Origin of the sequence: Shewanella sp. MTB7 (assembly GCF_027571385.1) — a bacterium.
GTDB lineage: Bacteria > Pseudomonadota > Gammaproteobacteria > Enterobacterales > Shewanellaceae > Shewanella.
This window is the reverse complement of the sequence record NZ_CP085636.1, coordinates 1,339,228-1,366,044: the sequence shown is the minus strand read 5'-3', so window position 1 is coordinate 1,366,044 and position 26,817 is coordinate 1,339,228. Positions and strand designations below refer to the sequence as shown.

At 43.3% G+C, this 26,817-nt stretch carries 21 protein-coding genes; 10 read left to right on the top strand and 11 right to left on the bottom strand.

What is annotated here, in order from left to right; all coding sequences use genetic code 11:
* Positions 1–118: 118 nt before the first annotated feature.
* Genes HWQ47_RS05630 through HWQ47_RS05620 form a run of 3 tightly spaced genes read right to left on the bottom strand, consistent with a single transcriptional unit; the run spans position 119 to position 3,034 of the window.
* Positions 119–838 (bottom strand): LutC/YkgG family protein, encoded by a 720-nt coding sequence (locus HWQ47_RS05630; RefSeq protein WP_269970199.1) that lies wholly within the window; start codon positions 836–838, stop codon positions 119–121.
* Positions 838–2,280: a LutB/LldF family L-lactate oxidation iron-sulfur protein gene (locus HWQ47_RS05625; RefSeq protein ID WP_269970198.1), complete on the bottom strand. Its 1,443-nt coding sequence runs from the start codon at positions 2,278–2,280 to the stop codon at positions 838–840. Before HWQ47_RS05625 ends, HWQ47_RS05630 begins: the two co-directional genes overlap by 1 nt.
* A 1-nt stretch (position 2,281) precedes the next feature.
* Positions 2,282–3,034: a (Fe-S)-binding protein gene (locus tag HWQ47_RS05620; protein ID WP_269970197.1), complete on the bottom strand. Its 753-nt coding sequence runs from the start codon at positions 3,032–3,034 to the stop codon at positions 2,282–2,284.
* A 198-nt stretch (positions 3,035–3,232) separates the two neighbouring features.
* Between HWQ47_RS05620 and HWQ47_RS05615 the strand changes: the two genes are divergently transcribed.
* Positions 3,233–4,135 (top strand): LysR family transcriptional regulator, encoded by a 903-nt coding sequence (locus HWQ47_RS05615; RefSeq protein ID WP_269970196.1) that lies wholly within the window; start codon positions 3,233–3,235, stop codon positions 4,133–4,135.
* Positions 4,136–4,325: 190 nt separating this feature from the next.
* Positions 4,326–6,263, top strand: coding sequence for a S9 family peptidase (locus HWQ47_RS05610; RefSeq protein ID WP_269970195.1), 1,938 nt, complete (start codon positions 4,326–4,328; stop codon positions 6,261–6,263).
* A 207-nt stretch (positions 6,264–6,470) separates the two neighbouring features.
* Here HWQ47_RS05610 and HWQ47_RS05605 read toward each other — a convergent pair whose 3' ends face one another.
* On the bottom strand, positions 6,471–7,385 hold the full coding sequence (locus HWQ47_RS05605; RefSeq protein ID WP_269970194.1) for a LysR family transcriptional regulator: 915 nt from the start codon (positions 7,383–7,385) through the stop codon (positions 6,471–6,473).
* Between the two features lie 137 nt (positions 7,386–7,522).
* Between HWQ47_RS05605 and HWQ47_RS05600 the strand changes: the two genes are divergently transcribed.
* The 4 genes from HWQ47_RS05600 to HWQ47_RS05585 all read left to right on the top strand — a co-directional run bounded on the left by HWQ47_RS05600 (position 7,523) and on the right by HWQ47_RS05585 (position 9,619).
* On the top strand, positions 7,523–8,218 hold the full coding sequence (locus HWQ47_RS05600; protein ID WP_269970193.1) for a hypothetical protein: 696 nt from the start codon (positions 7,523–7,525) through the stop codon (positions 8,216–8,218).
* Entirely contained in the window at positions 8,215–8,616 is a 402-nt protein-coding gene (locus HWQ47_RS05595) for an acyloxyacyl hydrolase (protein WP_269970192.1), read from the top strand. The genes HWQ47_RS05600 and HWQ47_RS05595 overlap by 4 nt, the downstream gene beginning before the upstream one ends.
* A 205-nt stretch (positions 8,617–8,821) precedes the next feature.
* Positions 8,822–9,160: a DUF4156 domain-containing protein gene (locus tag HWQ47_RS05590; RefSeq protein ID WP_269970191.1), complete on the top strand. Its 339-nt coding sequence runs from the start codon at positions 8,822–8,824 to the stop codon at positions 9,158–9,160.
* 213 nt (positions 9,161–9,373) lie between these two features.
* Entirely contained in the window at positions 9,374–9,619 is a 246-nt protein-coding gene (locus tag HWQ47_RS05585; protein ID WP_269970190.1) for a YdcH family protein, read from the top strand.
* A gap of 121 nt (positions 9,620–9,740) precedes the next feature.
* Here HWQ47_RS05585 and HWQ47_RS05580 read toward each other — a convergent pair whose 3' ends face one another.
* From HWQ47_RS05580 to HWQ47_RS05555, 6 genes are all read right to left on the bottom strand, one after another.
* Positions 9,741–10,487, bottom strand: a complete 747-nt coding sequence (locus HWQ47_RS05580) for an arginine N-succinyltransferase (RefSeq protein WP_269970189.1) — start codon at positions 10,485–10,487, stop codon at positions 9,741–9,743.
* Between the two features lie 156 nt (positions 10,488–10,643).
* Positions 10,644–12,233, bottom strand: a complete 1,590-nt coding sequence (locus tag HWQ47_RS05575) for a BCCT family transporter (protein WP_269970188.1) — start codon at positions 12,231–12,233, stop codon at positions 10,644–10,646.
* Positions 12,234–12,451: 218 nt separating this feature from the next.
* Complete coding sequence (locus HWQ47_RS05570; protein WP_269970187.1) at positions 12,452–13,579, bottom strand: mandelate racemase/muconate lactonizing enzyme family protein; 1,128 nt, start codon at positions 13,577–13,579, stop codon at positions 12,452–12,454.
* A 7-nt stretch (positions 13,580–13,586) separates the two neighbouring features.
* Positions 13,587–14,942: an FAD-dependent oxidoreductase gene (locus tag HWQ47_RS05565; RefSeq protein WP_269970186.1), complete on the bottom strand. Its 1,356-nt coding sequence runs from the start codon at positions 14,940–14,942 to the stop codon at positions 13,587–13,589.
* Between the two features lie 530 nt (positions 14,943–15,472).
* Complete coding sequence (locus tag HWQ47_RS05560) at positions 15,473–16,672, bottom strand: mandelate racemase/muconate lactonizing enzyme family protein (RefSeq protein WP_269970185.1); 1,200 nt, start codon at positions 16,670–16,672, stop codon at positions 15,473–15,475.
* 4 nt (positions 16,673–16,676) lie between these two features.
* Positions 16,677–18,206, bottom strand: coding sequence for a BCCT family transporter (locus HWQ47_RS05555; protein ID WP_269970184.1), 1,530 nt, complete (start codon positions 18,204–18,206; stop codon positions 16,677–16,679).
* A 309-nt stretch (positions 18,207–18,515) separates the two neighbouring features.
* Here HWQ47_RS05555 and HWQ47_RS05550 point away from each other — a divergent pair, with 309 nt between their 5' ends.
* On the top strand, positions 18,516–19,169 hold the full coding sequence (locus HWQ47_RS05550) for a GntR family transcriptional regulator (RefSeq protein WP_269970183.1): 654 nt from the start codon (positions 18,516–18,518) through the stop codon (positions 19,167–19,169).
* A 995-nt stretch (positions 19,170–20,164) separates the two neighbouring features.
* Positions 20,165–23,488 (top strand): Ig-like domain-containing protein, encoded by a 3,324-nt coding sequence (locus tag HWQ47_RS05545; protein ID WP_269970182.1) that lies wholly within the window; start codon positions 20,165–20,167, stop codon positions 23,486–23,488.
* 290 nt (positions 23,489–23,778) lie between these two features.
* On the opposite strand, the gene HWQ47_RS05540 is transcribed toward HWQ47_RS05545, so the two are convergent.
* The gene (locus HWQ47_RS05540; protein ID WP_269970181.1) at positions 23,779–25,119 is read right to left on the bottom strand and encodes a tetratricopeptide repeat protein; all 1,341 of its coding nucleotides are present in this window, start codon (positions 25,117–25,119) and stop codon (positions 23,779–23,781) included.
* Positions 25,120–25,749: 630 nt separating this feature from the next.
* On the opposite strand from HWQ47_RS05540, the gene HWQ47_RS05535 reads away from it, so the two are divergent.
* Positions 25,750–26,022, top strand: a complete 273-nt coding sequence (locus HWQ47_RS05535; protein WP_269970180.1) for a hypothetical protein — start codon at positions 25,750–25,752, stop codon at positions 26,020–26,022.
* Positions 26,023–26,158: 136 nt separating this feature from the next.
* Positions 26,159–26,434: a hypothetical protein gene (locus tag HWQ47_RS05530; protein WP_269970179.1), complete on the top strand. Its 276-nt coding sequence runs from the start codon at positions 26,159–26,161 to the stop codon at positions 26,432–26,434.
* Positions 26,435–26,817: the final 383 nt, after the last annotated feature.

Sequence of the window (26,817 nt, the reverse complement as noted above, 5' to 3'; positions counted from 1 at the left end):
CAGTAAACGGCGCCTAGCCAATAGATTAAATCAAAAATCCATATAAAAGAGCGCAATAAGTTAATCGAACTTATTGCGCTCAATATAGTCGTAACAAAAGCACAGTGATTAACGGTACTTAAGGTTGCGCAACGCCAACGTCATCAATCAAGATAACGACTAACTGACTCGGGCCATGAGCCCCATAAGCTAACGTCTGCTGTATATCGGCGGTTTTTGAGGGGCCCGATATCAAGACAATATGGGTTGGCATCTTCTCCTGCCATGATTGCTCAATCATCATCCCGGCAAAGTTGCTGACAATCGTTGAGCGCTTAATTAATGCGATATGACAGGGAGGAATTAAGGATAAGCTTCTAGGCTCGGCCTTGTCCGGCCAGAGCACTAAGGTACCAGTATCAGCGATACCGCCTAAGCAGTGAGTGATCCCCGCATCAATCTCATTAAACAGGCTTGATTTTAACACTTCAAACTCACGACCAAACTGAACGATATCGAGGTGGCTAGCCCCTTTGAGTATCTCGGTAAGAAATTCACCTCCCTCGTACTCACTAACGCCAGCAGTCTCATCACAAGCCCCACCGACTATCACACTCTTACACGCCTTACTCGTTAACACTTGCTCTACAGCGTTCGCTATCTGTGATGACCTCACACAGATCACCTCAGCGTGACTCGCCGATAAACCTGCTATAAATCGTTGTTTCAGTAACTCAGAATCATGGCTTTGCCACACAGGATAATCTAAGATTTCTTTCTCTATCACTGTCGCCTTGGCACCTCGAAGCTTAGATAAGATGGCACTTTTAGCAGACTGACTAGGGCTAGTTAGCTTCATCACTTATCTCCCGCTTGCTTATTACGCGCTTTAATCAGCTGATGTAGCGTTTTATTGGCGAGTTTAGGAGAAGTTCGACATTGGGTCCATGGACCCATATTATTCGGCACCAAGCCTCTGAGTTTAGTCGCAGACCAAGCTCCCCTGTGATAAAGGTTAGGGTTCGTTGCAGCAAACGCAAAACCTTTCATCGCTAACGACTCTAAAGTACTGGCAGCAGAAGCTTGTCCTTTCATCGGCATCGCATCAGGCTTAGGGGGATTTTTAGCTTCTGTGCGTAGTCGCTGTAACATCTCAGGAATAGGAATACGTACCGGGCAGACCTCACCGCAAGCACCACACAAGCTAGAAGCTGTCACTAATTCCTTGGTGTTATCCAACCCCATAAGATGTGGCGAGATAATCTTGCCTATCGGCCCTGGATACACAGTTCCATATGCATGTCCGCCAATACGGGTATAGACAGGGCAATGATTCATGCAGGCACCGCAGCGAATACACTGCAAGGTTTTGCGCATCTCCTCATCTTGATAAGCCTGAGTACGGCCGTTATCTAACAAAACAAGATGCACCTCTACAGGTCCATCTAACTCCCCTCTTTTACGTGGTGAACTGATCATATTAAAGTAAGTTGTGATCGCTTGCCCTGTGGCTGAACGAGTCAAGGCGCTATACAACGGCGGCACATCAGATAAGAACTCAACCACTTTCTCTATGCCCGTAATGGCGATATGCACTTTAGGGACTGTGGTACACATGCGGCCATTGCCCTCATTTTCCACTAGGCATAAGGTGCCTGTTTCGGCGACAGCAAAATTAACCCCAGAGAGACCTATGTCAGCATCGTGGAACTTCTGTCTGAGGCGAGTCCGCCCGGTTTGAATCAGCTCATCAACATCCACTGTGGGCGTAAAGTCATCTAAATGCTTCTCAAAGGTATCGCTCACCTCCTGCTTATTTTTATGGATAGCGGGCATGATGATATGAGAGGGTTTGTCACCATCGAGCTGGACGATATACTCCCCCATATCACTCTCCAGACATTCAATCCCCAACTTGGCCATCTCATGATTAAGTTCAATCTCTTCACTCACCATTGATTTGCCTTTAATCATGGTTCTGGCTTTATGACTCTGAGCGATATTGGCAATAATATTGTTAGCTTCTTTGTCATTTTGTGCCCAGTGCACCTGAATACCATTACGAGTACAATTTGCATCGAGTTGCTCAAGCAACTCTGGTAACTTGCTTAAACAACGTTTACGGATAGATTCACAGAGCGTTCGGATCTTGTCCTCTTCAACAGGATCAACAAAGGCATTTTTGCGCTTGTCTTGCAGGTAATCCATTGCCCCGCGAAAGTTCTGTCGCAACTGAGGATCCTTAAGTGCCGCGTTAGCTTGAGCATGAAACAGTTCAGGACCCGCTGGTACATGACCCATATCACTTACCTCCCGTACGTTCGAGTAAAAAGCTAGCAAGATGACGTCCTTGCATTGATTGACCCTGATACTCAAAAGCACCGTTAATATTCAATAGACAGCCCCAATCAGCACTCACCAACACAGCCGCATTAGTTTTCGCCAGATGACGTGTTTTATCTTCAACCATCGCCTGACTAATATTAGGATGACGTACAGCAAACGTACCGCCAAAACCGCAACACTCACTCTCATAGTCTTGCTCTTTTAGCTCAACATTATCCAGCTGGTTTAACAACTGAGTTGCTGTCACATGGACATTCATTTCACGGCGAGCGGCACATGAAGTGTGCATCACCACAGAGGTCATATCACCTTTATCTTCAAGCTTAATACGACACACATTAACGAGAAATTCAGTTAACTCAAAAACACGATCACAAAACTGCTCCACTTGCGCTTGTGTGCCATCACCTTGAAACATACGACGATAGTGGTGATGCATCATGCCACCACAGGAACCCGACAACACAACCACAGGCCAAGGCTCGATAAATAGGTCCATCTGATGTTGAGCCACACATTTTGCTTCCTTGGTGTAACCCGAACTATAAGCGGGCTGACCACAGCAGGTTTGTTTTTCAATAAATATAACCTTCAGTCCTTGCTGTTCAAGTAAGCTTATTGCATCTAGCCCCGCCTCGGGATCGAACATATCCACAAGACAGGTGCCATAGAGATAGACACTATTCGGTTTTGCTGGGTAAATACGCACAGATAACTCTCCTTAATGACTTTGCGGGCTAACCATTAATGCCTCACTAATATAAAAAACCTAGATCATAACCAAGCCTGATTAGCTTCTTATACACCCTCACACGAGCCTTTTTGTTAAAACAATGTAACCGTACCTCTTTCTTTTTTCATGATATAGAGAAATAATGAAAAATATTATTTCCAAAAGTGCATTAATATGACGAAAATTGATGACCTGATTCTGTTCGCCCAAGTGGTTGATCTGGGGTCGTTCAGCCGAGCTGCAGAACAAAATTCGATAACAAATTCAGTAGTTAGCAAAAGAATTGCTCGACTTGAAAAAGATCTGGGTATTCAACTCCTCTATCGAACGACTCGAAAGCTCACCCTAAGTGAAGCAGGGAAAAAACTGTACAAAGGAGCAACTAATGTCCAACAAGTTGCCACCGAAGCGATCAATACCGTCTCAGGATTTGGAGAAAGCATCACAGGTCATATTAAAATGTCGGTGCCAACAATCTCCGGCGATCTGCTTTTAGCCGATGCCGTCGCCGAATTTTGCGATCTCTATCCAGGTATGACCGTCGATATGTCGCTGGAAAATCTGTTTGTCGATCTTATCGAAGATAATTACGATCTTGTCATCCGCACCGGTTACTTAGAGGACTCAAGTTTAATCGCCCGTCATATCCTCGAATCACAATGGATCATCTGTGCCACTCCCGATTACATCAAACGTCACAGCCAACCGACAGAGCCAGAAGCGTTGCTTGAGCATAACTGCTTGCAATATGCCTATCAGACAACCGGGGCAAGCGAATGGGAGTTTAAAGGAGACCAAGGCAACTATATTCTAAAAATTAAGGGCAACTTTACCACTGACAATGCTGCCGCGTTGAGAAAAGCCGCATTAGGCGGATATGGTATCGCCTACGTTCCTCGTTGTTTGGTGTATCACGATCTGATGCAAGGGGACTTAATCGATGTCATGCCTAACCGAGTCGCAAAAAGACTTGGTGTTTACGCTGTTTACCCCTTCACTCGTCAACCACCGAAGAAGATACGTCTATTGATAGAGCATATACGGCAGCGTTATTTATCCATGAGTGAGTACTTTTAAAGCTGAATTCAGATAACAGCATTAACATGGACCACCTCAGTTAATATTTATCTATTTATCTATTTATCTATTTATCTATTTATCTATTTATCTATTTTATCTCGATTCATTGTCGTTTTTTCATTTTTACTGTTTTAGTTTCAGCTCAGCTTGTTACTCTGATGTTATCAACACGTAGCCTTGAGATACAATGAAGAAATTAATAACCCTAATGACCTTTTTGCTTTGCTTTTTCTCCCTTCAAGGCGTTGCAGACATCCTGCCTTTAGAATATTTTGCCAAACCCGCTCAATTTTCTAGCATCAAACTCTCCCCTAACGGTGAGTATTTTGCTGCAACAGTCCCCAAAGAGAACACCAATGTATTAATTGTTGTTGAACGTAAAACCAATAAACGTTTGATAGCCTATGGTTTTGGCCATAAAGAGTATATTGGTAACTTTTATTGGGGCAATGACGAACGACTGATCTACACCAAAAAATATGAGGTTCAAGGAAGAGAAAGGAAAGTCAGCAGAGGTGAGATATTTGCTGCCAATATAGATGGTAGCAAGCGCACCCAACTGTATGGTTATAGCAAACAAGGAAAAATAGCTTCTAAGCGAGGTGAGAAAGCTTGGGGGTATATCGCTCAGATGCTCACCAATGACGACAAACATATTCTTATCCTCTCCTCAAAATGGAACACCGACAGAGATGCCTCCGACAAGCTCTATAAGGTGAATATTTATAACCAGAAAAGAACCCGAATTGCATCGACCCCAATGGGAAATATCAGTGTAGTCACCAATATTGATGGCATACCTGTTATTGCAAAAGGCAAAGACCGAAAGGGCGAAACTAAACGCTTCTTTTACAAAAATGGGGACTGGCTGGAGATCAGCAAAGAGGATCCTCTTTCGGATTACTCATACAAGTCATTAAGCAATGACGGCAAACTACTTTACATGAGCAAAGCCGTTGAAGGCGGTACATCTGGGCTATATCAATATAACTTTGACAGTAAAGAAATAACCTTACTATTTAATCATCCGGACGTAGATATCAACGCCTATGTTCGCTCACCGGACAGCAAAAATATTGTTGCGATTGAGACCATGATGGATGGCATGAAATACCATTATTTAGATGACTCACCTTTTAGCAAAATCCATCAACAGATTGCAGCAAGCTTTCCCACTGCAGACATAAGTATCAGAGCTAACAGTATCCATGATGAAGAGATGATAGTAAAAGTCGTCACAGACAGAAATCCTGGGGATTTTTATATTTACAACCAGAAAAAAAATACCATAGATTATCTGATAAGTTCCAAACCTTGGATCTATCCTGAGCAGATGAAGTCAAGAAAACTAATCCATTTTAACGCCCGTGACGGTCAAAAAATCTATGGTTATTTAACCCTACCTAAAGCCAATGATAAACCCCATCCACTCATCGTCGATGTTCACGGCGGTCCCTACGGGCCACAGGATAAATGGCATTACAATACCAGTGCCCAAATGTGGGCTAATAATGGGTTTGCCGTACTGCAGATTAACTTCAGAGGCTCAGGTGGATACGGCAAAGATTTCGAAGAGATAGCTTACTTAAAGCGCAGCACTTTGATTCAAGAAGACATTATAGATGGTACTAAATGGGCATTAGGTTTAGATAATATCAGTGAGGACAATGTCTGCATAACAGGTGGCAGTTTTGGTGGTTACGCCTCTTTAATGTCCCCCCTTATTGAACCAGAACTCTACCAGTGTGCCATCCCCATGTACGGTGCCTATGATCTGCTTTACCAGATGAAAAATGCTGACTATATGGATGGCAGCTCAGTCTCAATCGGCGCCATGAAGAAATATGGCGATAATGAAGAACACTGGCGAAAAGAGTCGCCGCTGACTTATATCGACAAGCTAAAAACGCCGTTAATGATAGTCACAGGAGGTAGAGATAAACGCGTTCCACCAGAGAATGCCTTGCACCTGCAAGAGGCGCTCGATAAACGTAATATCAGTTATGAATGGCTCTATAAACCCAAAGAAGGACACGGGTTCGTTAATACCGAGAATCGAGTTGAGCTCTACCAAAAGAGTCTGGTCTTTGCCCGTAAACATATGCAGCTCTCCACGTCACAATAAACACTAGGACCATAAGCCTTATACCAATCAGCTCCTGTCCACAGATCAAGTTCTCCCCTTAATGGGGTGAACTTGATCTGCTACTACCGATTGGTATAAGGTTTATAGAGGGCGAACCAGCACAAAAGTGGCGGGCATACACCCAAGAGAGGAAAGCCCATTTGAAAAACGTTAATGGCTCTCAATAGCAAAACGTTGGCTCAGGCTTCAACCACTCCCCTCAATCATCCTTTTTTTTTCGAGCAAGCAAGCAGTAAGAAACTTGACTAATACTCTGATCCGCGGAGTCTCTTTTAAATCTGGATGCGTCAGCAGCCAGAGGGCTGAATAATCCGTATATTGTTCTGAGATACGTACTAACTCCCGCTCCTGTTCAGCCATAAAACATGCCCCTCGGGTAAGACCATAACCAGCAACAGCTAGATGGTGGCGCGTCATAATATCATCTGAACGTATGCCAATTTTGACTTCTGGAAAAGGAGACGCTTTTATCCACTGAGGCGACTCCTCCTCGGCATTTCGACCAATCCAACGACGCGCATTCAACGTTGTGTTGGCGAGATACTCTTTTTGAGCATAATAACCCAATCGAATTGTTCCAATGCGACGACCAATCAAATAGTCAGGAGGATGATCAGTACCACGTATCACAATATCAGCGTCTGAATTATCCAGACTCAGAAGATCGAAAGAAGCATTGATATTCAAACGAATATTTGGATACTGCAGTTGAAACTGTTTAAACTCATCAAGAAGCAGGTATTGCATTATCGGTGGGGGAACAGATAGATTAATCTCACCGGACATCTCCTCTACGCAGGCGCGTTTTCGCCTCTCGCTCGAGATAGTAATCTGTTCAATATGATGAGCAGCACGAATAAACTCATCTCCTAAAGAGGTTGAACGATAGCCCATTGCAGTGCGTTCAAACAGCTCCCCGCCAGCCTCCTTATTCATCAAAGCTAAGCGTCTGGATATTGTAGAGTGGTTAACATTAAGTCGCTCAGCGGCACCACGCAAAGTTGTTGAGCGATGAAGAGCCAGTATAAGTCGGTAATTATCCCAATCTTTCATTGGTGCATATTCGCACCACCACACCATAAAGTAAATCCAATCCTGCACCAACAATCCCTGTTAGGGTGTATATAACGTCAACAGCTAACAAGGCTTAATGATTTATGAGAACCGACAGTAGAAAGCGACTCCCCCACACAATACTCCTAACTTTATCCCTTGGGCTTTGTGCATGCGCACATGATGTGTCCCAACAAACAAACAAGCCTCAAGTAAACATGGTAGCTGAACAAACAAGCATTGTTCTTTCAAAAGGTCAGATGTTCTCCCTTGTTATGCCGGTAGGAAAAAAAGAGGGGGAGGAAGCACGCCAAATCTACTATCGGCAGGTTCTGCTCCTGGGTGAAAGTTATGGTCTCAAACGCGAAGCACAACTCAAGATTAGCGACACCTTAGTAGGCAACTTTACCCCCGGCGCATTAATCTTTTACTCTTGGCCAAATGAAGCCGCTGAAAACAAACTCTTCTCCCATCCGGATTGGCCATTGATGAAACAAATTCGCCCTAAAGGCTGGGATGAAATTAAGATTTACACTAACGAGTTAGAGCAAGATTTACGCTTAACCTTCAAATCAGCGAAATATTACACCTTAGCTGTCGCTTGGTTAAACCCAAGTAATCCTAACGACTACTATCGTTATATGGACAACATAAAGGAGACGGTTAACGCGCTAGGTGGCCGCTTCATCTACAAGATGCATAATCCGCGCTTTGAAGCACATGCCTCTCCCCTAATCGCGCCGGGTCAGCTGACGTTTGTCGAGTGGGATACTAAGGATGGATTAGCCAAATTTCAGAACTCCTCAGCCTTCGTGCAACACTCTCACCTAATTAAAAGCGGCGTTAATCGCTTCGAGTTATATCGACTAAACCTTGGTTGACTTTATATGAGGGGATAGACACTATCCCTTCATATCCCCCACATAACACTCCTATATCAGTAGCAAAACTCCCCTCTTACCAACAACTATCAGTTCTTCACTTTGATGAGAGCGCCTACCACCATTGGCAAGATTTTCTCTATGATGATAAGAATGGTGGTTCCATCACCCCCTCACTTAAGTACCAGCTTCATTTTCAATATCTGTCTCTCTACTTAGAGATCGGTATTGGCGCCACTTATCTGGAAAATCAATATTATGGTGACAGAAACATGGGCTCTAATTGGCAATTTGAAGACAAGTTAGGAGTGGGAATTGTCTTGTTTGATCATCACCAATTAGGGTTCTCATATATTCACTACTCAAATGCCAATCTCGCGGATAACAATGATGGTTGAACGCATCGGTTTTAGCTACGGCTATTTTTAGTAACACCGAATAAAGCGACTCACAACCGTCAAATATTGAGGAACGATCATACTCAGCCTCTATAAAACCCGAATCATTATGTTGCCTATCTCCCAATGCTCAACGTAAAAGATGTCCAGTGCCCCCCTATTCCATTACTATCTGCTACTTTTTAAATTTCAGGTCAAAAGCTGTATGAAAGCCGTTTCCAGCATCGCTGTTTTGTTATTAACGTTAGGATTAAGTGGATGTATCACCTTCCCAACCGATGACTCGAATCAAGTCAAAGTCCTCTGGGATGTGTCAGAGTCTATAAGTCAATGTGAGCACAAGGGAACAGTAATAGGCTCTCAAGGTCACTTTTATGATTATTGGCTCCATGCTGATAAAGACATGGTATGGGGCACACTCAATGAGATGCGTATTAAAGCCGCATTGCTTGAGGCTGATACAATTTATCTATATCGCCCTTTAGGTTTCACAGGCTCTGTCACCATGATGGCCAATGCTTATAAATGTATCAATGCTATATAAGCGACAACTGAAAAGTCAGAAATTTAATAAAGGAATTAAACTCCTATTCTCTATCTTTAAGTCACTTGAAAATACAGAATAAAATGCATCAAAACCCATTGTAAGAGAGGCTTTTAGTTACCTAACTGGCGAAATGATATATTTGAAGCTTGGTAGGTTTGCGGTTAGCATAGTCTGTACTGTTAACCTTTTGACCTATAGCAAGGGGATTTTATGTTAGGTGAAAACCACTCTCTTATTCACGAGTTTCCCGAGTACAAAGATGTCATTGCAATGCTTTCCAAAAGCAATGAGGCCTTTGCCAAACAAGCCAAAAAGTACAATTTGCTCGATGCTGAGATTCGAAAACTCGAATTAAATGGCGCACCCATTGATGATGAGGCTATGCATCAGTTAAAGCATGATAGAGCGGTATTAAAAGATGCGTTATATCAATGTTTAGTCACTGAAAAACAGTAACACTGCACGCTATCTCAATCTCACAAAGCTGTTTAACAAAAATGAGTCAGAATATTCTGACTCATTGATTTCAATGTTTGCCCCCAAACGTTAACGCCACATAAACTGGCTGTATCACAGGTTATTTTCTCAGTTTTATAAAAAGCTCACCATCACGTACTTGCAACTCTTCAACCCCATCGGCAAACGTATTCCAGAATCCGGAATCACCAAACTCTCCGACTAAATTAACTCTTTTCATATTCCCCAACCAAGCATTCGGAATAGGAACGCCCATCAAACTAACCCCAACCAAAGCCACTACTGGACGACGAGACTGGTCTAGATGAATGTCGATACCGGCATTAACTCGCAGAATTTCACCTGCCATGAACGGAAAGTCTTCGGGGATCGGGACTAATATTTTAGCGCTGGCAAGATTATCAGAAAAATCGATGGCAACACGACGAGCAAAATCAGGATTATTTCCTATCATCGAATTGACCTCTTTCTCACTAAAGATCACCTGCCGATCACCATCGAACTCTCTATATGCCTCAGGCGTTAATTCGCCAACTTTAGATTTAGAGGCTGGTATAGAAGCTGTTCTCGACTCATTTTTGAGTTCGCTTTGAGCCGATGTTTTCGAACTCACATTAGTATCAGGCAGCCACCCTAGTTGACGCAACTTATTATCTAGCTTTAGTTCCTCCTTGTCATTTAAGGTCACCGGCGTTAATTCTGCAGGGAAGATATAAGTGCGAATAACAAAAATGGTGATCCCAACAGAGAACAGCATCGTCAGCAACACAATCAGCAGAACCTTCACACCGGAGAGACCTCGCTGATAAGCCATCCCCACACCATTTATCAATACTAAAGCACCCATCTGACTCCCTGCTACCACACTGAACAATTAACACTATGTTAACCTCGTCATGGAAGAAAGAACAGTTCAAGCACTACACACATGGTTAAAACTAAAAATGCCGATAAGCATAACTTATCGGCATTAAATAAAGCGGCTAACTAATTTGAGTAATAATTAATTAGTCTTCTGAGCGTTATACTTAGTCGCTACTGCTGTGTCTATTCCTAGGATTTTATCCTGCTGATACTGGTGCTCCATGATGCTGTCATAGTTACAGCTCAAGTATTGTAGGGTTTTCACCGCAGCGATAAAGAATATTGGCACAATCAGTACGATAATTAGCACTGGGAATGACTTTAAAATATTCAAATCCGCATTGATCAACAAGAAAATAATAGGCAATGCCGTCAACAACATACACCAAAATAGACGGAACATCGGTGATACGTTTGCTTCAGCATCGAGTTTCTTGGTGGCAATACTAGCTAAGGAATATGAAGTACCATCTAATGTCGTCACGGTAAACAGGATCATAGTGACCAAGTAGATGGCTGTGAGTACCATAGGAATGGGCGTTGAACCAAATACATCCTTCACCAGAGACGTAGGTTGTCCGGCTTCAATTAGACCGACACCATCCACCACCCCTGTGTTGACTAGGTTCATGGTAAAGGTTCCGCACACACCAAAGATCACTGCAGAGCCTAACGTTCCACCGATCACTAAAATGAGTATCACATCACGTAGCTTCTGACCCTGAATAATTTTGGTAATAAATACGCCCACGCCAGGAGAGTAAGAGATCCAATTAGCCAAGAAGAATACGGTCCAGTATTGAGGAAATAGTGTACTGCCATAGGGATCTGTATTGGTGCTCATTCGCAGATAATCACTTAACATGACCCCAACGCCATTGGTCATGTTATTCATGATCAGCGCAGATGGGCCTATGATGAAGATAATACCCACAAAAGCGGCACAGATGTAAACTGTCGCAGTAGACAGACGTGCCATCCCTTTCTCGATACCTATATAGGAGCTAAGAGAGAAGATAACAGACAGTCCCAGAATTACGCCGATGCCTAACATCAGGTTATCAGGAATACCAGTCAGACTTGCTAAGTTGGAGGAGATCATGGGGATCCCAAGCCCCAGTGTGAGCGCAGTCGCTGCCAATGTGGTGATAATAAATAACAGATCAATCAATTTCTGAGCCCAAACAGGTAGAGCATCATTAAACAGACTGTTAATCACACCACTTAAGCTTAGGCTTTGGCTCTTTTTCAGATAAAAAACCACAGCAAATGGAATGGCTACGATGAGATAAATAAACCAGCCTGCAGCTCCCCAATGGAACATGTTATAAGCAGTCGCGTACTCCATGGCCATATGTTTATCTTCTATGCCGAATTGTGGGTCCATGAAATAGTACACCGCTTCAATAAAGCCCCAATACATGGTGCTGGCTCCCATGCCAGCAGATAATGCCATAGCAAACAACTGGAACTTAGTGAATTTGGGCTTAGAATCACCCATGCGAATATTACCGAACTTAGAGAAAGCCAGATACAAGAGTGCGCCTGTGGCGAACAATGTGTACCAGAGGAAGCCAGAACCAAAATTGATGACAACAAAGTCCAGCATGCTACCCATAGTACTTTTAACCGCTTCGGGGTACAGTACAGCTAAAATTCCGAGCAGCAACACAAAGCCAAAGCTGCCGAAGGTAAGTTTGAGATCTATTCCTGAGGTGTTCAATTTCATTGTTATTTCTTCTTTTAAAAGCCACTGAAAAACAAGTTATTATTTTGTAGTTTCACAACAGCTTTGATTTTTTATATGGAACAGCTGAAATGACCGAGTCGCTGCCGTAATGTTCTTCGCGTCCCCCCTTTAAATTACGACGCTAACAACATATTTTAATCGGCAGAACTTAGTCAGACAGCTATATATCTCAGAGAAAAACGGTAAGCTTACGTCGATTATTCAAATACGTAAGACGCTACCGACATCTCTTTAACCTTGTCCCAATCCATTTCGATACCCAAACCATTACCTTCTGGTGCATGGACAAAGCCCTGCTTGTCGGTGCGAATGGTGTTCTTAGCTGCTAGCTCAAAATCATCGTATGGGTAGAACTGTTCGAAGTATTTACAGTTGTTATGAGCCAGTGCTACATGCAGGTTAGCCGCTTGGGTCAAGGTGTATCCCATCGACTGGATCTCTAAATTCTTAGAGAAACCTTCGGCGATATGGAAACACTTGTTTAACGGTGTAATGCCACCACACACGGTTGCATCTTGGCGAACATCTGACCACATCCCTTGAGATAAGGCGTAGGTCACTTCCTGCAGAGTCAATAGACAGTTACCATGACTAGAGATCTCCAGATCTGTCTTGGCAGTCAGACGCTTGTAGGTGTTGTAGTCATAGTCTGAAACGGGTGCTTCGAACCACTCCCAATCATAACTCTCCAAACGCTTAGCCATTTTCATCGCCTGCTCTGGGGTATAGAAAGTGGCCGTATCCAACATAAAACGGATAGCCGTTTTACCGTAGCGAGCCTGAACAGCATCAACCAATGCCACGTCTTTCTGGTACACGCAATAACAGTGAAGTTTGATGGCAGTAAAGCCGTGTTCAATGCAGCCATCGATATAGGGAAAGTACTCTTCAACGGTATCGAACATAGGTGTCGAGGCATAAGAGAGTATCTTCTCCCGAGCTCCGCCTAGTAACATATATAACGGCATTCCCGCTTTCTTGGCTTTAATATCCCAAGCAGCGATATCGATAGGCGACTTAGCTGGTAATCCACCCCACGTGCAGCGAGACATCAACCAGTTGTACAACTCTTGGGTCGCCAGCGGGTTTTTCCCCAACAAGCCGGGCACAATAGTACGTTGAGATTCGATGATACAACGGTCGAAATCATTTTCGGTATAGCTAATCGTTGCACCAGCACCTTCGGTACCGTCGTTACAGATCAGACGCACAATGTTATTGGTGTAAAGCAGTGGCTCTTGGTTATCAGCCCAAGGTACAGGCGCTGCATTACGGTCGGCAACGGCATAAAGCTCTACACGTGCAATTTTAAGATCTTTCATCATTCTTACCTTATAAAGCGCTGCCATTGGCAATCATGGTGGCGCGGATATCAGCAACATTAAGGTCACGGATCGGAGTTTGAGTATCGATAGCCTGCACTGCAGCAACACCGGCAGCATGGCCAAGTTCAAAACACTGGGCTGTGACTCGAGCCGATGCTAACGCTTCATGTTCAGCACTAAGACAACGGCCAGCGACGATAATGTTCTCGCCCACTTGCGGTACTAAGGTGCCAAAAGGAATGTCGTAATAATCATTCAACAACCAGTGCAGCTTCGGCTTATTACCTGAATGCAGTTCGATAGGCCATGGCGTGCGGCAAATGCCATCGTCTTGCTTACGGCAATTGACTACATCATCATTGGTCAGTGTCTTAACCCCTTTGATAGAGCGAGTCTGACGTATACCGACTTCAACGCCGGTATCAACCACATAGGCACTTTCACAACCAGGCACAAACTCATTGAGGAACTTGGCATAGGCACGTACTTGACGACGACCCAGCACTTCAGCCTCGGTGAAATCAACCGGGTCAATCACGTTCAACATACGACCATCTTGGCCAGCGAGACGCGTCGCGTTCACCATCAGTTCGCCAGGGCGAGTGGTCGGGAAGATCCAGATCTTGTGGCGTGGCAACTCCCAGCCCAACTCTTTATTGGCCTTGAGTATGTTCTCGGTCACTTTCGGCGGACAGATGGTGTCCATACCGTAGTATTCCAAATACTGCTCCATATCCACACCAGCAACACGAAAGAACATGGTGGGATTTTGAATGCGACCTTCGTCACCAAAATAGGTCTCTAAACCAGCACGGGCGATAACGGCAGCGTCGCCAGAAGCGTCGATAATGATGTTGGCTAATATAATGCTTTGACCAGCATTTGACTCAATGACAACGCCTTTAAAGCGATCGCCATCCATGATCACGCCAGACACCGCAGTGTGATAGAGAATATTGACCCCTGCTTTGATAAGCATTTCATCGGCCACATCACGCCACACCAAAGGGTCATGAGTAACAGTGAAGGTTTTGCCATAACGCTGTGGGGCTGTAACGCCATTATTGTCGGCTAGTGCCTGACGAAAACGCTCTGTAAAACCAAATACAACCTGCTCTGGAGCCGCGGTTGCATCATCGGTGGCCATATACATGCCGCAAATAGTACCAGACAATCCCGCCACGGCAGCGCCGCCACAAAAGCCATATTTCTCGATCAAATAGGTACTCTTACCAGCAATGGCAGCTGTTTTAGCCGCGGCGACCCCAGCAGGGCCTCCACCAGCAACCAATACATCAACCTGAGCGAGTATCGGCAGATCCGGCAACTGCTCATAACGGCGAATGATTTTCCAATTTTTCATGTTCACTCCAAAAGACCCTGACATTTATCTGCTTGCCTACTGATACACATCTAACATGACAGTAATATTCATCTGATATATCAGTTATTGATGCGTAATATATTCCGGTATCATGCTGTGAACAAATGAAAAACACCAAAACGTGATCTAGATTGCGAACTTCAAACGTTAACGTGACCGTGATCACTAACACCTGGGAATACGGATAATTGTTAATGCCTAATATGACAAGTTTTGTGGGGAGTTAAAAAACGCCGATAAGCATAACTTATCGGCGTTGACGAGAAAGGGATAAATAATGGTAAGTTATTTATACCCAAGCTACCTCAAGATGCTCGTTTCAGAGCCCCCGTAGGATAGCTGAACAAGGCAGTGATTGAGAATAATGGTTATTCCCTTGTCGATATCACTAACGCAGTGCAGGGATTCTACGGGAACTCCCGAAGGGCATGGCGAGAAGCAACATTTTTCTGTGTTATGAAATATTGAAATAGAATAACTAGTCCTTCTATTTCATGCCTTGAACTCTGTCACTTCTCGACATGCTGAATCCTGCATCTTGAAGTTGTTTGGGTATAGAACTTATGGCCAGTAACCTGCTCCACAAATTCGATATTCAGTTCGATCCCTAACCCTGGCTTGTCGCTCACCGCAATCACACCATTAATGATCTCTGGCTCATTAAGCGTGAGTTGTTGCGTCAAAGTGCCATTCCAAAAATCTGGGTGTAGATACTCAATATATTCGGAGATATGACACACACTACCGAAGTGGCGTGCCGCGGCCGCAGTAATACCTGTTTTCCAGTTATGGGGCATCAGTTGCGCATTATGATGTTCACAGATGTCCATAATACGCAGTAGCTCAGTGATACCGCCGCAACGGTTATAATCGGACTGCACCACAGAGATACCGGTTTTCTCCAACCACTCTAATGCTTCAAAACGAGTCGTTGACATCTCAGCCCCACATAAACGGGTATTGATGGCAGCTGCCAATTTCTGATGGCCTATCAAGTCGTCATGTTGCAAACAAGCTTCGATAAAGTACAGGTCAATATCTTCCAGCTGACGGAAAGTCCAGCGGGCTTTTTGCCAATCAGTCCAGCGATACAAACAATCCACCATCATGTCCATATCCCAGCCAATGACCTCACGTAACTCACGCAGGTAGGCGACAACCTCTTTGTCAGTTACTTTTTCATTGGGAATAATGCACACTTTAACCGCTTTGACACCACGCGCTTTCGCTTTAGCGATAAGCGGCTTATAGGCCTCAATAATATCGGCAAGTGTGGCATCGGCAGCTACCGAAGGATACAGAGTAAAGTAAGGCGTCAACTCAGCTTTCTGAGTGCCACCCATAAGCTTATAAGCCGGAACGCCTAACTGCTTGCCAGCAAGATCATATAAGGCCATATCGATGCCGGAAATGGCAAATATGCCCAAACCTCGCATACCAATCCAACTGGTGGTGTCATACATACGCTTGTAGTTAGCACGAAACTCTAACGGATCTTGACCGATAACCGCTTCTTTAATGTTATTTAACCATTTATGCTCATTCTCTATCTCAGAGAACGCTTTCATGCACTCCGGCGGCCCATCGGCCTCACCCAGTCCATAAACACCATTTTCATCAGTTACCTTAACAATAACTGTATTTTCACTCCAGTTGGTGGCAGCCACATTAACCGGAATAAATTCAACTGAAACAATATTTGCGCCCATCGTTCTATACCTTCACTCTCATCAATTCAGGGTGATCTTTCTTGATCCACTTCATTAAGCAAACCACCATCAATATATTCAAGAAAATCATTGGTAAACCAACAATAATACACATGGACTTAATCGTATCGATACTGCCGCCCATAAAGAAAGCAGCCATGGAAACCGCACCAATACCTAACGCCCAAATCAATCTTACCGACACATCGGGATCTGCATCTGCATCCAACTCTTTCGTGGTCATCATAGAGATAGACACAGCCGCCGATGTCATCGTCGTAGACATAAGGAAGAATTGAACAACCAAGAACACAATCAAGATAGCCCCGCCAAAGGGTAGGGCATTGATGACTTCAATTACCGCCATGGACACCCCAGCCTCATTCATCCACTCAAGTACCGGAAGTGCACCCGTCAGTTCACTGAACACTGAATAACTGCCGAAGATAGCGATAAAGAATGCACAACCTGCAGAACCAAAGCCAATAGTCGTCAGCACCAACTCTTTAATTGTACGCCCCTTAGAAATACGGGCTAAGAAGATTCCCATCATCACCAAATAGGCAAAGTACCAAGCCCAGTAATACATAGTCCATGCTTGTGGGAAACCAGACTTTTCTACCGGATCGCTCCAGAAACTCATGCGGACAAAATTATCCACCATCACACTCATACTGTCGAAGAAATAAGACATGATGAAGGCTGTTGGACCTGACAATAAGATAAAAAGACCTAAGGCAAACGCGGCGTACACACACCAGTTAGCCAGTTTAGCCACGCCCTTTTTCATCCCCGCCAACATGACGATGGCATAGAAGACAATAAATAACACAATCAAACCAACTTGAAGCCAAATATCATTTGGTAAACCTGTGACTTTCTCAATACCTGAGCCAATGAGATCAACAGCTAGCCCCATAGAAGTAGAGAAGGCGCCCAAGGTACCAAAAATAGCGATAATGTTGATAACATAACCCAAAGGTCCATTCGCATTTTTCTCACCAATCACATCTTCCAGCAGATTAGACAAACGTAAGTTACGTTTCTTCTTCTTGTGTAAATAGTAAGCATAAGGTACTGCTGGTAAACAGAAAATAGCCCAACCAATAGGACCCCAATGGAATAAAGTATAAGTGATCAGCCATTGAGATGCCTCGGGACTGCCCGCTTCCGTGAACATAGGTGGGTTCTGCATATAATACATAGGCTCACCCACAGCCCAGAAAATGAGTGCAGCGCCGACACCTGCGGTAAAAATCATGAACGCATAGGTTGCATATGTGAATTCAGGGACATCATTATCATCCCCCAGTTTAATGTGGCCAAAACGGCTAAACGCCATCCACATTAAGAAGACAAGCGCACTAAAACCAGCCAATTGAATAAACCAACCAATATCATTAGTGACCCACTTCATACCTGCATGGGCAAATTCTTTAGAGCTTTCCGGAAAAAATACCGCCATGGCCAAACTTAAAAAAGTGAAGCTGATGGCGGGCCAAAATAGCTTATGATCGAGATTCTTGAAATCCATACTTAAATTCCATACAGCCCCTACGACTCGCGTGAAGGGAACAAGGTTAATGTAGCATTTTAACTGTTAGCACTATCGGTGCAGCAATTTATATAGAGTTACAGTGCGCTGTCATTGGCAATCATGGAGCGCGAATATCTGCAACATAAAGGTTATTGATATCCGCCACGCACTGATACACACTTAACATAACAGTAATATTCATCTGATATATCAGTTGTAGGCGTGTAATATATTCCGGTATCATGTTGTGAACAAATGAAAAATACAAAAGCGTGATCTAGGTTACGAATTTTAAAAAGGAATGTGATGATGATCACTAATGACATAGTGAACAAGTCGGAGTTTGCCTACGACCAACTCGAAAAAATGATTACCTTCAGAGAACTGAAACCAGGATCTATGGTCAGTGAGAAGCAACTGTCTGAATTACTCGATGTAGGACGAACTCCTGTTCGCGAAGCATTACAGCGTTTATCGTACGAGCGAATGGTAGAGATCCATCCTCGTCGAGGCATTCAAATTCCGCAAATATCTTTAGAGAGCCAACTAAAAATCCTTGAAGTGCGACGTGACGTCGAAGCCCTGTGCGCGCGATTTGCAGCCAGTAGAGCCACGGGCTCAGAGCAATCGCGTATGACTAAATTGGCAGGACAATTAGAGGAATGTGCCAATAAGCATGATGACTTCTTATACGCCAAATTACTCAAACAGATCCATATACTGCTGGTTCAAGTTGCCCATAATGAATATTTGGAGTTGGCAATGGCACCATTGCAGGGGCTATCACGCCGTTTCTGGTTTGCCTATAAAAATGAGCAGACAGACTTAGCTGATGCTGCGCACCTACACGCCGCCATACTACGAAAAATAGTCGCAGGCGATCCAAGTGCTGCCATCGAAGCATCCCATGCCCTCAATGATTACCTCACAGCCATGGCTCGCCGCACGATTAATGCCTAGTGCCTTGTATACCCAAACAACTTCAAGATGCAGGATTCAGCATGTCGAGAAGTGACAGAGTTCAAGGCATGAAATAGAAGAACTAGTTATTCTATTTCAATATTTCATAACACAGAAAAATGTTGCTTCTCGCCATGCCCTTCGGGAGTGCCCGTAGAATCCCTGCACTGCGTTAGTGATATTGACAAGGGAATAACCATTATTCTCAATCACTGCCTTATTCAGCTATCCTACGGGGGCTCTGAAACGAGCATCTTGAGGTAGCTTGGGTATATATAGTGTTCAATTTGCTGGCGAGGTAAACTGATTAGCTAGTTTACCTCGTTTCAATTCTAATCACGCATCAGCATCTGCAAAACGTCGAAATGAACAGAAAGTTATACCAATCAGTATAAGAAGTTGATCTATTCAGAGTGTTTTTTGGCAAGCTAATTCAAGGCGAATGGACGACATAATGATTGTTCCCTTATGAGTTCATTCAACGCAGAAGTAGGCAGCCAAAAACACTCCTTGACAGGCGAGTTTTAGCGGTCCTGATGCTGTGTTAACGAGTTTAACCGTAGAATAACTATGCTCTTCACTCGTTGCCTTGCCTCAGAAGCGCTAAACTCTCGCTGAGCGATCAAATCTTTATACTGATTGGTATGAGAACATTTCACACTCTTCATCGCTAAATTAAGAAACTAAAGCAAAAAAGCCTCTATTAGAGAAGTGCTATCTAGACTAACTGGCAACGACCATATATGTCTTGATTGGTTTAGCTTTGCCGGAATACGCAACAATTTCCTGTTAAAGCGGAAGCATTCTTTCCGCTTTTAACTCCATATTTAAACTTAATTTAACTGACTGGTTTATCTTTGCTCTGTTGCACTTTAACGGGCTTAAAACTGAGTGTGTTACAGCAATCTACCTGCTATCTTCGCCATCAATTACACCCCGTTAATAATTAATGAATTTATCTGCAAGGATAAATTGAATAAAAGAAGAGCTAAACCTTGATAAAAATAAATAAAATCACTATCGCACTTACCAGCGTTATGTTCAGTGGCTATCTATATGCCGCTGACGCAACGCTAGCGTCTGGTGTTGTCACTTTTGTTCCGGGAGAAACAAAAGCTCAGAACGGAGATATTGTTTCTTATAATGGCGAATGCTTTATTGCCAAAAACAACCCTGGTGTATGGGAATCCCCAAATGCAGGATCATGGTTTTGGGATACTGCAGTATGTTCGGGTGAACCTGAGCCAGAACCAGAACCTGAGCCAGAACCTGATTTAGGCGATATTATTGCTTTTGTTCCAGGTAAAACTCAGGTTGCAAATGGCGTAGTTGTTTCATTTGAAGGCCAATGCTTTATTGCTAAAAACAATCCTGGTGTATGGGAATCGCCAAGTGCAGACTCATGGTTTTGGGATCTAACTGAATGTTCAGGCGAGCCTGGTGAGCCAGAAGCGACCGAATTATCGATTCTGTCTCCAGTAACAGGTCAGGTGCTAACAGTTGACGCAGCAACTGCAATCCAAGTGAGTGTTAATGGTGAATTAGCAGCAAGAGTTGAGTTTTGGGTTAACGACCAGAAGTTGTCTCAAAAAGTGATTGATCAAAGTCAGACGATTTACTCGCAAAGCTGGACTCCAAATGAGGAAGGCAGCGTAACGGTTAACGTATTTGTATTCGATAAAGAAAACCAAAAAATCGAACAAAAATCTGTTTCTGTCACGGTAGAAGCCGATGCTGAGCAAGACTTTACCGCACCTGTGGTGAAATTCATTACCCCAACCAATGGGGCTGCCTTTAACGAAATAGATACCGTTTCTATCTCTATTAATGCCTCAGATGCAGATGATGATTTAACCAAACTGATTGTTAAAGCCAATAACAAGCAAATTTGTACATTTGATGCAACCACAGGTGCCATATTTGCCTGTGACTGGCTGCCGACTCAAGTGGGTAACGTAACACTAAAAGCTATCGCCACGGATGCTGAAGGCCTTGCTTCAACTGTGAGTGTCAACATCACTGTTGAAGAAGCCGTTGAGCCGCCTGTAACGCCACCAGGTGGATTATGTACTGATTTCAATGTCTACCCAGACTGGACGCGTGGTGATCATGCAACTGGTGGTGACATTATGGTGCATAGCAACATCGCTTACTCTGCGATTTACTGGACTCAAACCCTTCCAGGTAGTGACGCTTCATGGTCTCTTCACCTCAATTGTGACGGCACAGAGCCAGGTACCGCACCGCTACTTTCACTGCCAAACCCGATGGATCCTGTCCGTCTAGAAGTGGCTGGTTGGCCAAATACCTTGGTAGTTGCTAGCCCATCGTCGCTAGCACCTGCTACATTGACAGTCGAAACCAGTAACAGCGAACAATTGGCTGATTTCGATAAGCTAACAGCGACTTTCGTGTCAATCATGGAAATGGTTGCACAAGCAGAATCTTCATCCATTATCATCAACAGTGATCTGCTTGATAAAGCCACCCAAGATAAAGCGTTATCGACAAATAGCATTGCTGTTAAAGCAGCACTAACCAAAGCGATGGATATCACAGGCAATAGCATTGATATTGATGACATCAACGCGCTTAGCAATGACTTGAAAGGTTGGGCTCAAGCTCACCACCTCATCATTGCTACCCTAGCGCCACAAGCAAGCTACGGTTGGTCTTTAAGCATTGGTGACTTTGCTTTCGATACGCATTCTGGTCGACAGTCTGTTTGGGATGAAGCATCGGTATTCACAGCCGATCTACTGGACAAGCTTGAACTATACCAAGCTGATACTGCAAACAAAGCTGACTTTGTTGCCTTCACTAAATCAAGCTCAACAGCAGCCTTGTCAAATGAGCAATGGCACAATGCACTAGAGTACGTGAAGCAAGTGACTGACTTTGTTAGCACACCCGCAATGCTGGACAAGCTCCCAACAGAGCAAGCAGCTAGTTACTTCATGGGTGACAAGACAAGCAAACCGCAAATTCGTAAAGCGGCATTCAGTAACGTATTTGCTATTTTATTTGACAAAGATTCTGAAGAATTAACCAGTAAAATTGAGCATTACCAAGCGGCTAAAATGCCACTCTACTATGTTGGTAAAACAACAGAAAGCGGCAACCTAACGGTTATTGAAGCATTAAACCGTCAATTAGCAGATGCTGAAGATGCAATGAACAATACTGCATTTTTGTACGAAACGCCTCAATCACAATGGGTTCCGTCTACGGTTTATAAGTGGGCAGACTTCATGGATGGCCTAAATGCCATGCATAACATTGGTGTGGCAGGCAATAAGTTCTGGTTACTCTATGAAAATGTCGATGATGCCACCAACATCAAATATGCAAAAGTGGCGATTGCCGCCTTCTTAGCACAAAGTATGCAAGAGACGATTCGCTACAATGCCTGTGACGAGAACAACTGGTCTGAAATAAAATATGGCGCGCCAACAGATTACCCAATGTCTGCAAGTTGCGGTCAGCTTGGTCAGAAATACGCAGATTACGGTGTGAACCCAGAGTCTGGTTTAGATCACGCCTACTCTTGCCCTCGTGATAACAAAATGGAAGTGAGTGCATTAACCCATGCGAAATGGTACGGCGCTCCAGCGCCAGTATTTGCGACGCCAAATGCCGTACTTGAAGAGCGCGGTCTGCTTGTTAATGGTAGCGTGGGTCGTTGGACCAACAACGGCCACTGTAATGACGTACCAACATCAGTAGATACCTCTAAACAAGTGTGGGAACGTGATGAATGTAAAATTTACGTTGAGCAAAAAGCAGGTCAGTTTATTTGGGATGGCAGTAGCCAAGAGAGTGTTGAAGGTTGTGGCTGGTGGGGCCGTGGGGTAATTCAAACCACGGGTCGTCAAAACTTCGGTACGCTTAACCACTACTTAGGTCGTTCACACATTGACCCAGAGACAGTTGGTAAAACCATTGATGGTGTAACGGTTGAAGCACCACCATCGAACCCGTTATATGCAGGATTAGATTTCTGTTCGAACCCAGGCTTAATTTGTAGCTCTGAAGAGAATAGAGAGATCAAATGGATTGCGGGTCTGTTCTACTGGGTAACCTCAGTACAAGCCTACCCTGACGAAAATGGTCAATACGGTAACTGGAACTATCATAACGAACTGAAAAAGTATGTTGATAGTGGCATGAAAGGCACCGACTTTATCGATGATGTGTCTGGTATCGTTAACCGTGGCTGTCCTGATTTGACCTGTTCTACCGGTGACGTTCACAACGTGAAAGAGCGCCGAGAGAACTTTAAGTTAGTACTTGAACAGTTAGGTCTTAATCCGCTATAAGCGCTTAAAGCGATAACTTTTCGAGTTAAAAAATAAAACCAGTCAGTGCAAACTGACTGGCTTTTTTCTGAGTTCAACTCTGAAGTACGCGACGACAGCAGTGGTAATACGATCTTCTCGTTAAATAGAGGGTTCCAAGCTTATTAATGTACTGCTAGGACGTGGCTTTTAAGGAGAAGTAACAACCTCCTACTTCAGCAATAACTAAAGTTTAGTAAGAAGCCTACAAACATTCCATTTATCATAGGGCTCTATGATTGGTTTCTATTTTGGGCATCTAATCTTGGTTCTTAGTCTATGACAATTGGTTCGCAAATTTCAGATAAAAAATCTTTAAACCACGGCAGTGAGTGCAGATTACTTAAATCCAAATCCTGCCCAACATGCTCAAAGGGGGGTAAGGCTCCATGATCTTTTGCCTGAACAAGATATTTCCTAGCCTCATCTGGCTTATTTAAAAGAGACTTAACGCAAGCAAGGTTATATGTTACACCTCCAGGTAAATCACTGAGTTTATTAGCTAAAATCTCAGCTTGCAAAAGCTTACTTTCTCTTTTCTCCTCGCTTAACTTTTTAGTCCAATCAAGAATAGTGGCTATATAATTGCTAAGATAACTCGGAACACTAGGCTTTAAATTTATTGCTTTCTCATATAGCTCAGCAGCTTTTTCAAAAAGGCTTTCACATTCAACCTCTTTAGCTAAATTAGCTAACTCTCCATATATATTCCCCAAATTAGAAAGTGCACTAGCATTATTTGGGTTAAGATTGATTACTTTAAGGTAAGCTTTACATGCTTTATTTAAAACATCAACGCCACTTTCAAACCCAGTTCTCAATGAGTAAGCATAGTTAAACCAGTAACTAGGGTTATCAGGCGAAAGATCTGTTAATGCCAACCACCTATGACTTGCAAGCTCCCATTCACCTTCTTTTTCTAGCTCCATAGCTTTTACAACTAAGCTTGATTGAGCTGATTCGTCTGCTTTTTCTTTATTCTTACGTATAACTTCATCGATTTGCTCTGGCGTGTTACTTTTGTCACTTTGCATAACCTCTGCTGCTTCATCATGGAGCTTATCAATCGCTCCTTTTATTGCACGTGCATGATGCAACTCATCACGTAACTCTCTTATACGATCTTTTGCCTCAATTAAGCATTCTCTAACTTCATTAGTAAGCTTTTCCTTCGAAGCACTAATATCTGCTATTGCTATATCATGCTCAGAGGAAATCTGTTCTTTTTGTTTGTCCCATTCGCCCTGAATAGTTGCTCTCATTCTCCAGACAAAAAAAGTTGCTGCGGCCAATACTAAACTCAAAAAACCTAACCACAAATCAACAGACTTCCTATTTAGATCTACATTCTCTTTCGCTAAAGTTAGTGAGACATTCTTAGTTTGTATCTCATTCTCAAATAAAGCTAGTTGACTATCTATAGCCAGCTTTTTTCCGCGTTCTTCGATAACTTCAATTTCTTTGTCTGAATCTAGTTTTTTCTGGAGCAGTATTAGCTTATAACTAATATCAATAACTTTACTATCTACTGTATTTCTATGATTTTCTAGCACCAATTGTTGTTCTGCTGTAAATGGTGACTTTGAACTAGCGTGTACAGAGCTAGTTAGCATAATAAGCACTATTTTTAAAATGAATCTATGTTTCAAAAGAGCAAAAATCATAATTAGAATGATAAGAAAACGGTGATGCTGTTATATCAAAAAACACAATGAAATTCATAGCGTTTAACAAAATAAAGAGTAAAAAGACAGGACACCCATATCTTTTTCACCATGAATAGCCTTAGTTTTACCTCCATTTTTTCTCCGTTAACCCGTAGCCGCAGGCTATTCCGTGAGCAGCGCGTTCTGTAGACGTGCCTCTCTATTTTTTACTCGAAGCGTAGCGCCCTAGCAGTGAGCTTGCGAACGACCTCGCAGGCACGCAGTGCCGTCCTCGTAGGGCGAAGCCCGCCCTTCTCTCGTAACTCGCAAAGAAAGACAGGACAGCCATATCCTTTGATTTAGTTACACTAATCCCCTACCAACTCCCTATATTTTTATAAGTTACAAGCCAATTACTTGTGATGTGAGTCATAGTAAATAGAAAAAAAACTCACATAACTTTACTCGACAGTAGTCACATGTATAATCATGTGAAAATATTGTATGGTAATGGTACAGCAGACGCTAGACCTACTCTTCAATTTACAGGCAAAATTTCTGCTCTGTATAATGTGATTGAAATATATAGGGTTAGATATGATTTTTACGATTGTTGTTGCTTGGGTACTTTTATCGGCCTGTGTTGGTGCATATGCAAGAAATAAAGGTTTTAGCTTTATTACTCATTTTTTCGGCTCGCTATTATTAAGCCCATTGGTTGGTTTTTTAGCGACTGTCTTATCTAAGCCAAATTTAGAAAAGGCAGAGAAAGCTCGAATAAAAGCTGAAAACCTTAAAAAATGTGAGGCTTGTGCAGAGTTAATCAAGCAAGAAGCTAAGATTTGTAAGCACTGCCAGACAGCGCAATAAGCTAATCACGTAACAGGAGGTATTAGCCTCCAGCTCCACACGACAGAACTAGCCCAACAAGCAATTTTTACGCTGCAAACAGCGCATAAATACTCATATGTTAAAAACCAAGAACATAGTTAATTAGGAGAGAGAAATGGAAGAGTGGGACATTGCAATCAAAGAAGCTGTGGATGAGTTAGGGGAGTCATTCGACTCACATGATATTATTAAAAAAGTTGCTCACCTTAATCAACGTAAATATGTGTTGGCATTATCCGAATTAGATAGCGACACACCATTTCAACAGCTTCATTCTGCATTAGGTCGTCGTATTAAACCCGTTTGCGAGCAACTTGGCTACGTTGGTCAAGATAGCCGAAGTCCTGATATGTTTGATCAAAGCAGCAAATGTCAGCAGTGGTCACGCTAAATATTCTAATTTGGAATCTGGGGGCCTGAGGTATCTAGCCTCTAATAAAAATCAAGCCAGCCATTATCAATCAATAACATATCGATTCTACTACCGATTATCAATGCTCTTCTTGCCGCCAATCCTTGACTCTCGCTCATAAGCTTATGGCTTCGCCATATTCACCGTGGTGAGAATAGCTTTGTTTTTTTACAAGAGGTAATGGATCCCGGAACAAGCCCGGGATGACAGTAATGGCAAATGCTCAGTTTTGCTTTTACTGTAAGCGAAGCGTTCCTGTAGCCACAGGCTATTCCGTAAGCAACGCGTTCTGTAAACCGTTTCCGTTGCCTTGATCTTTTAACTCGCAGCAAAGCGCCCTAGTAGGGCGAAGCCCGGGATGA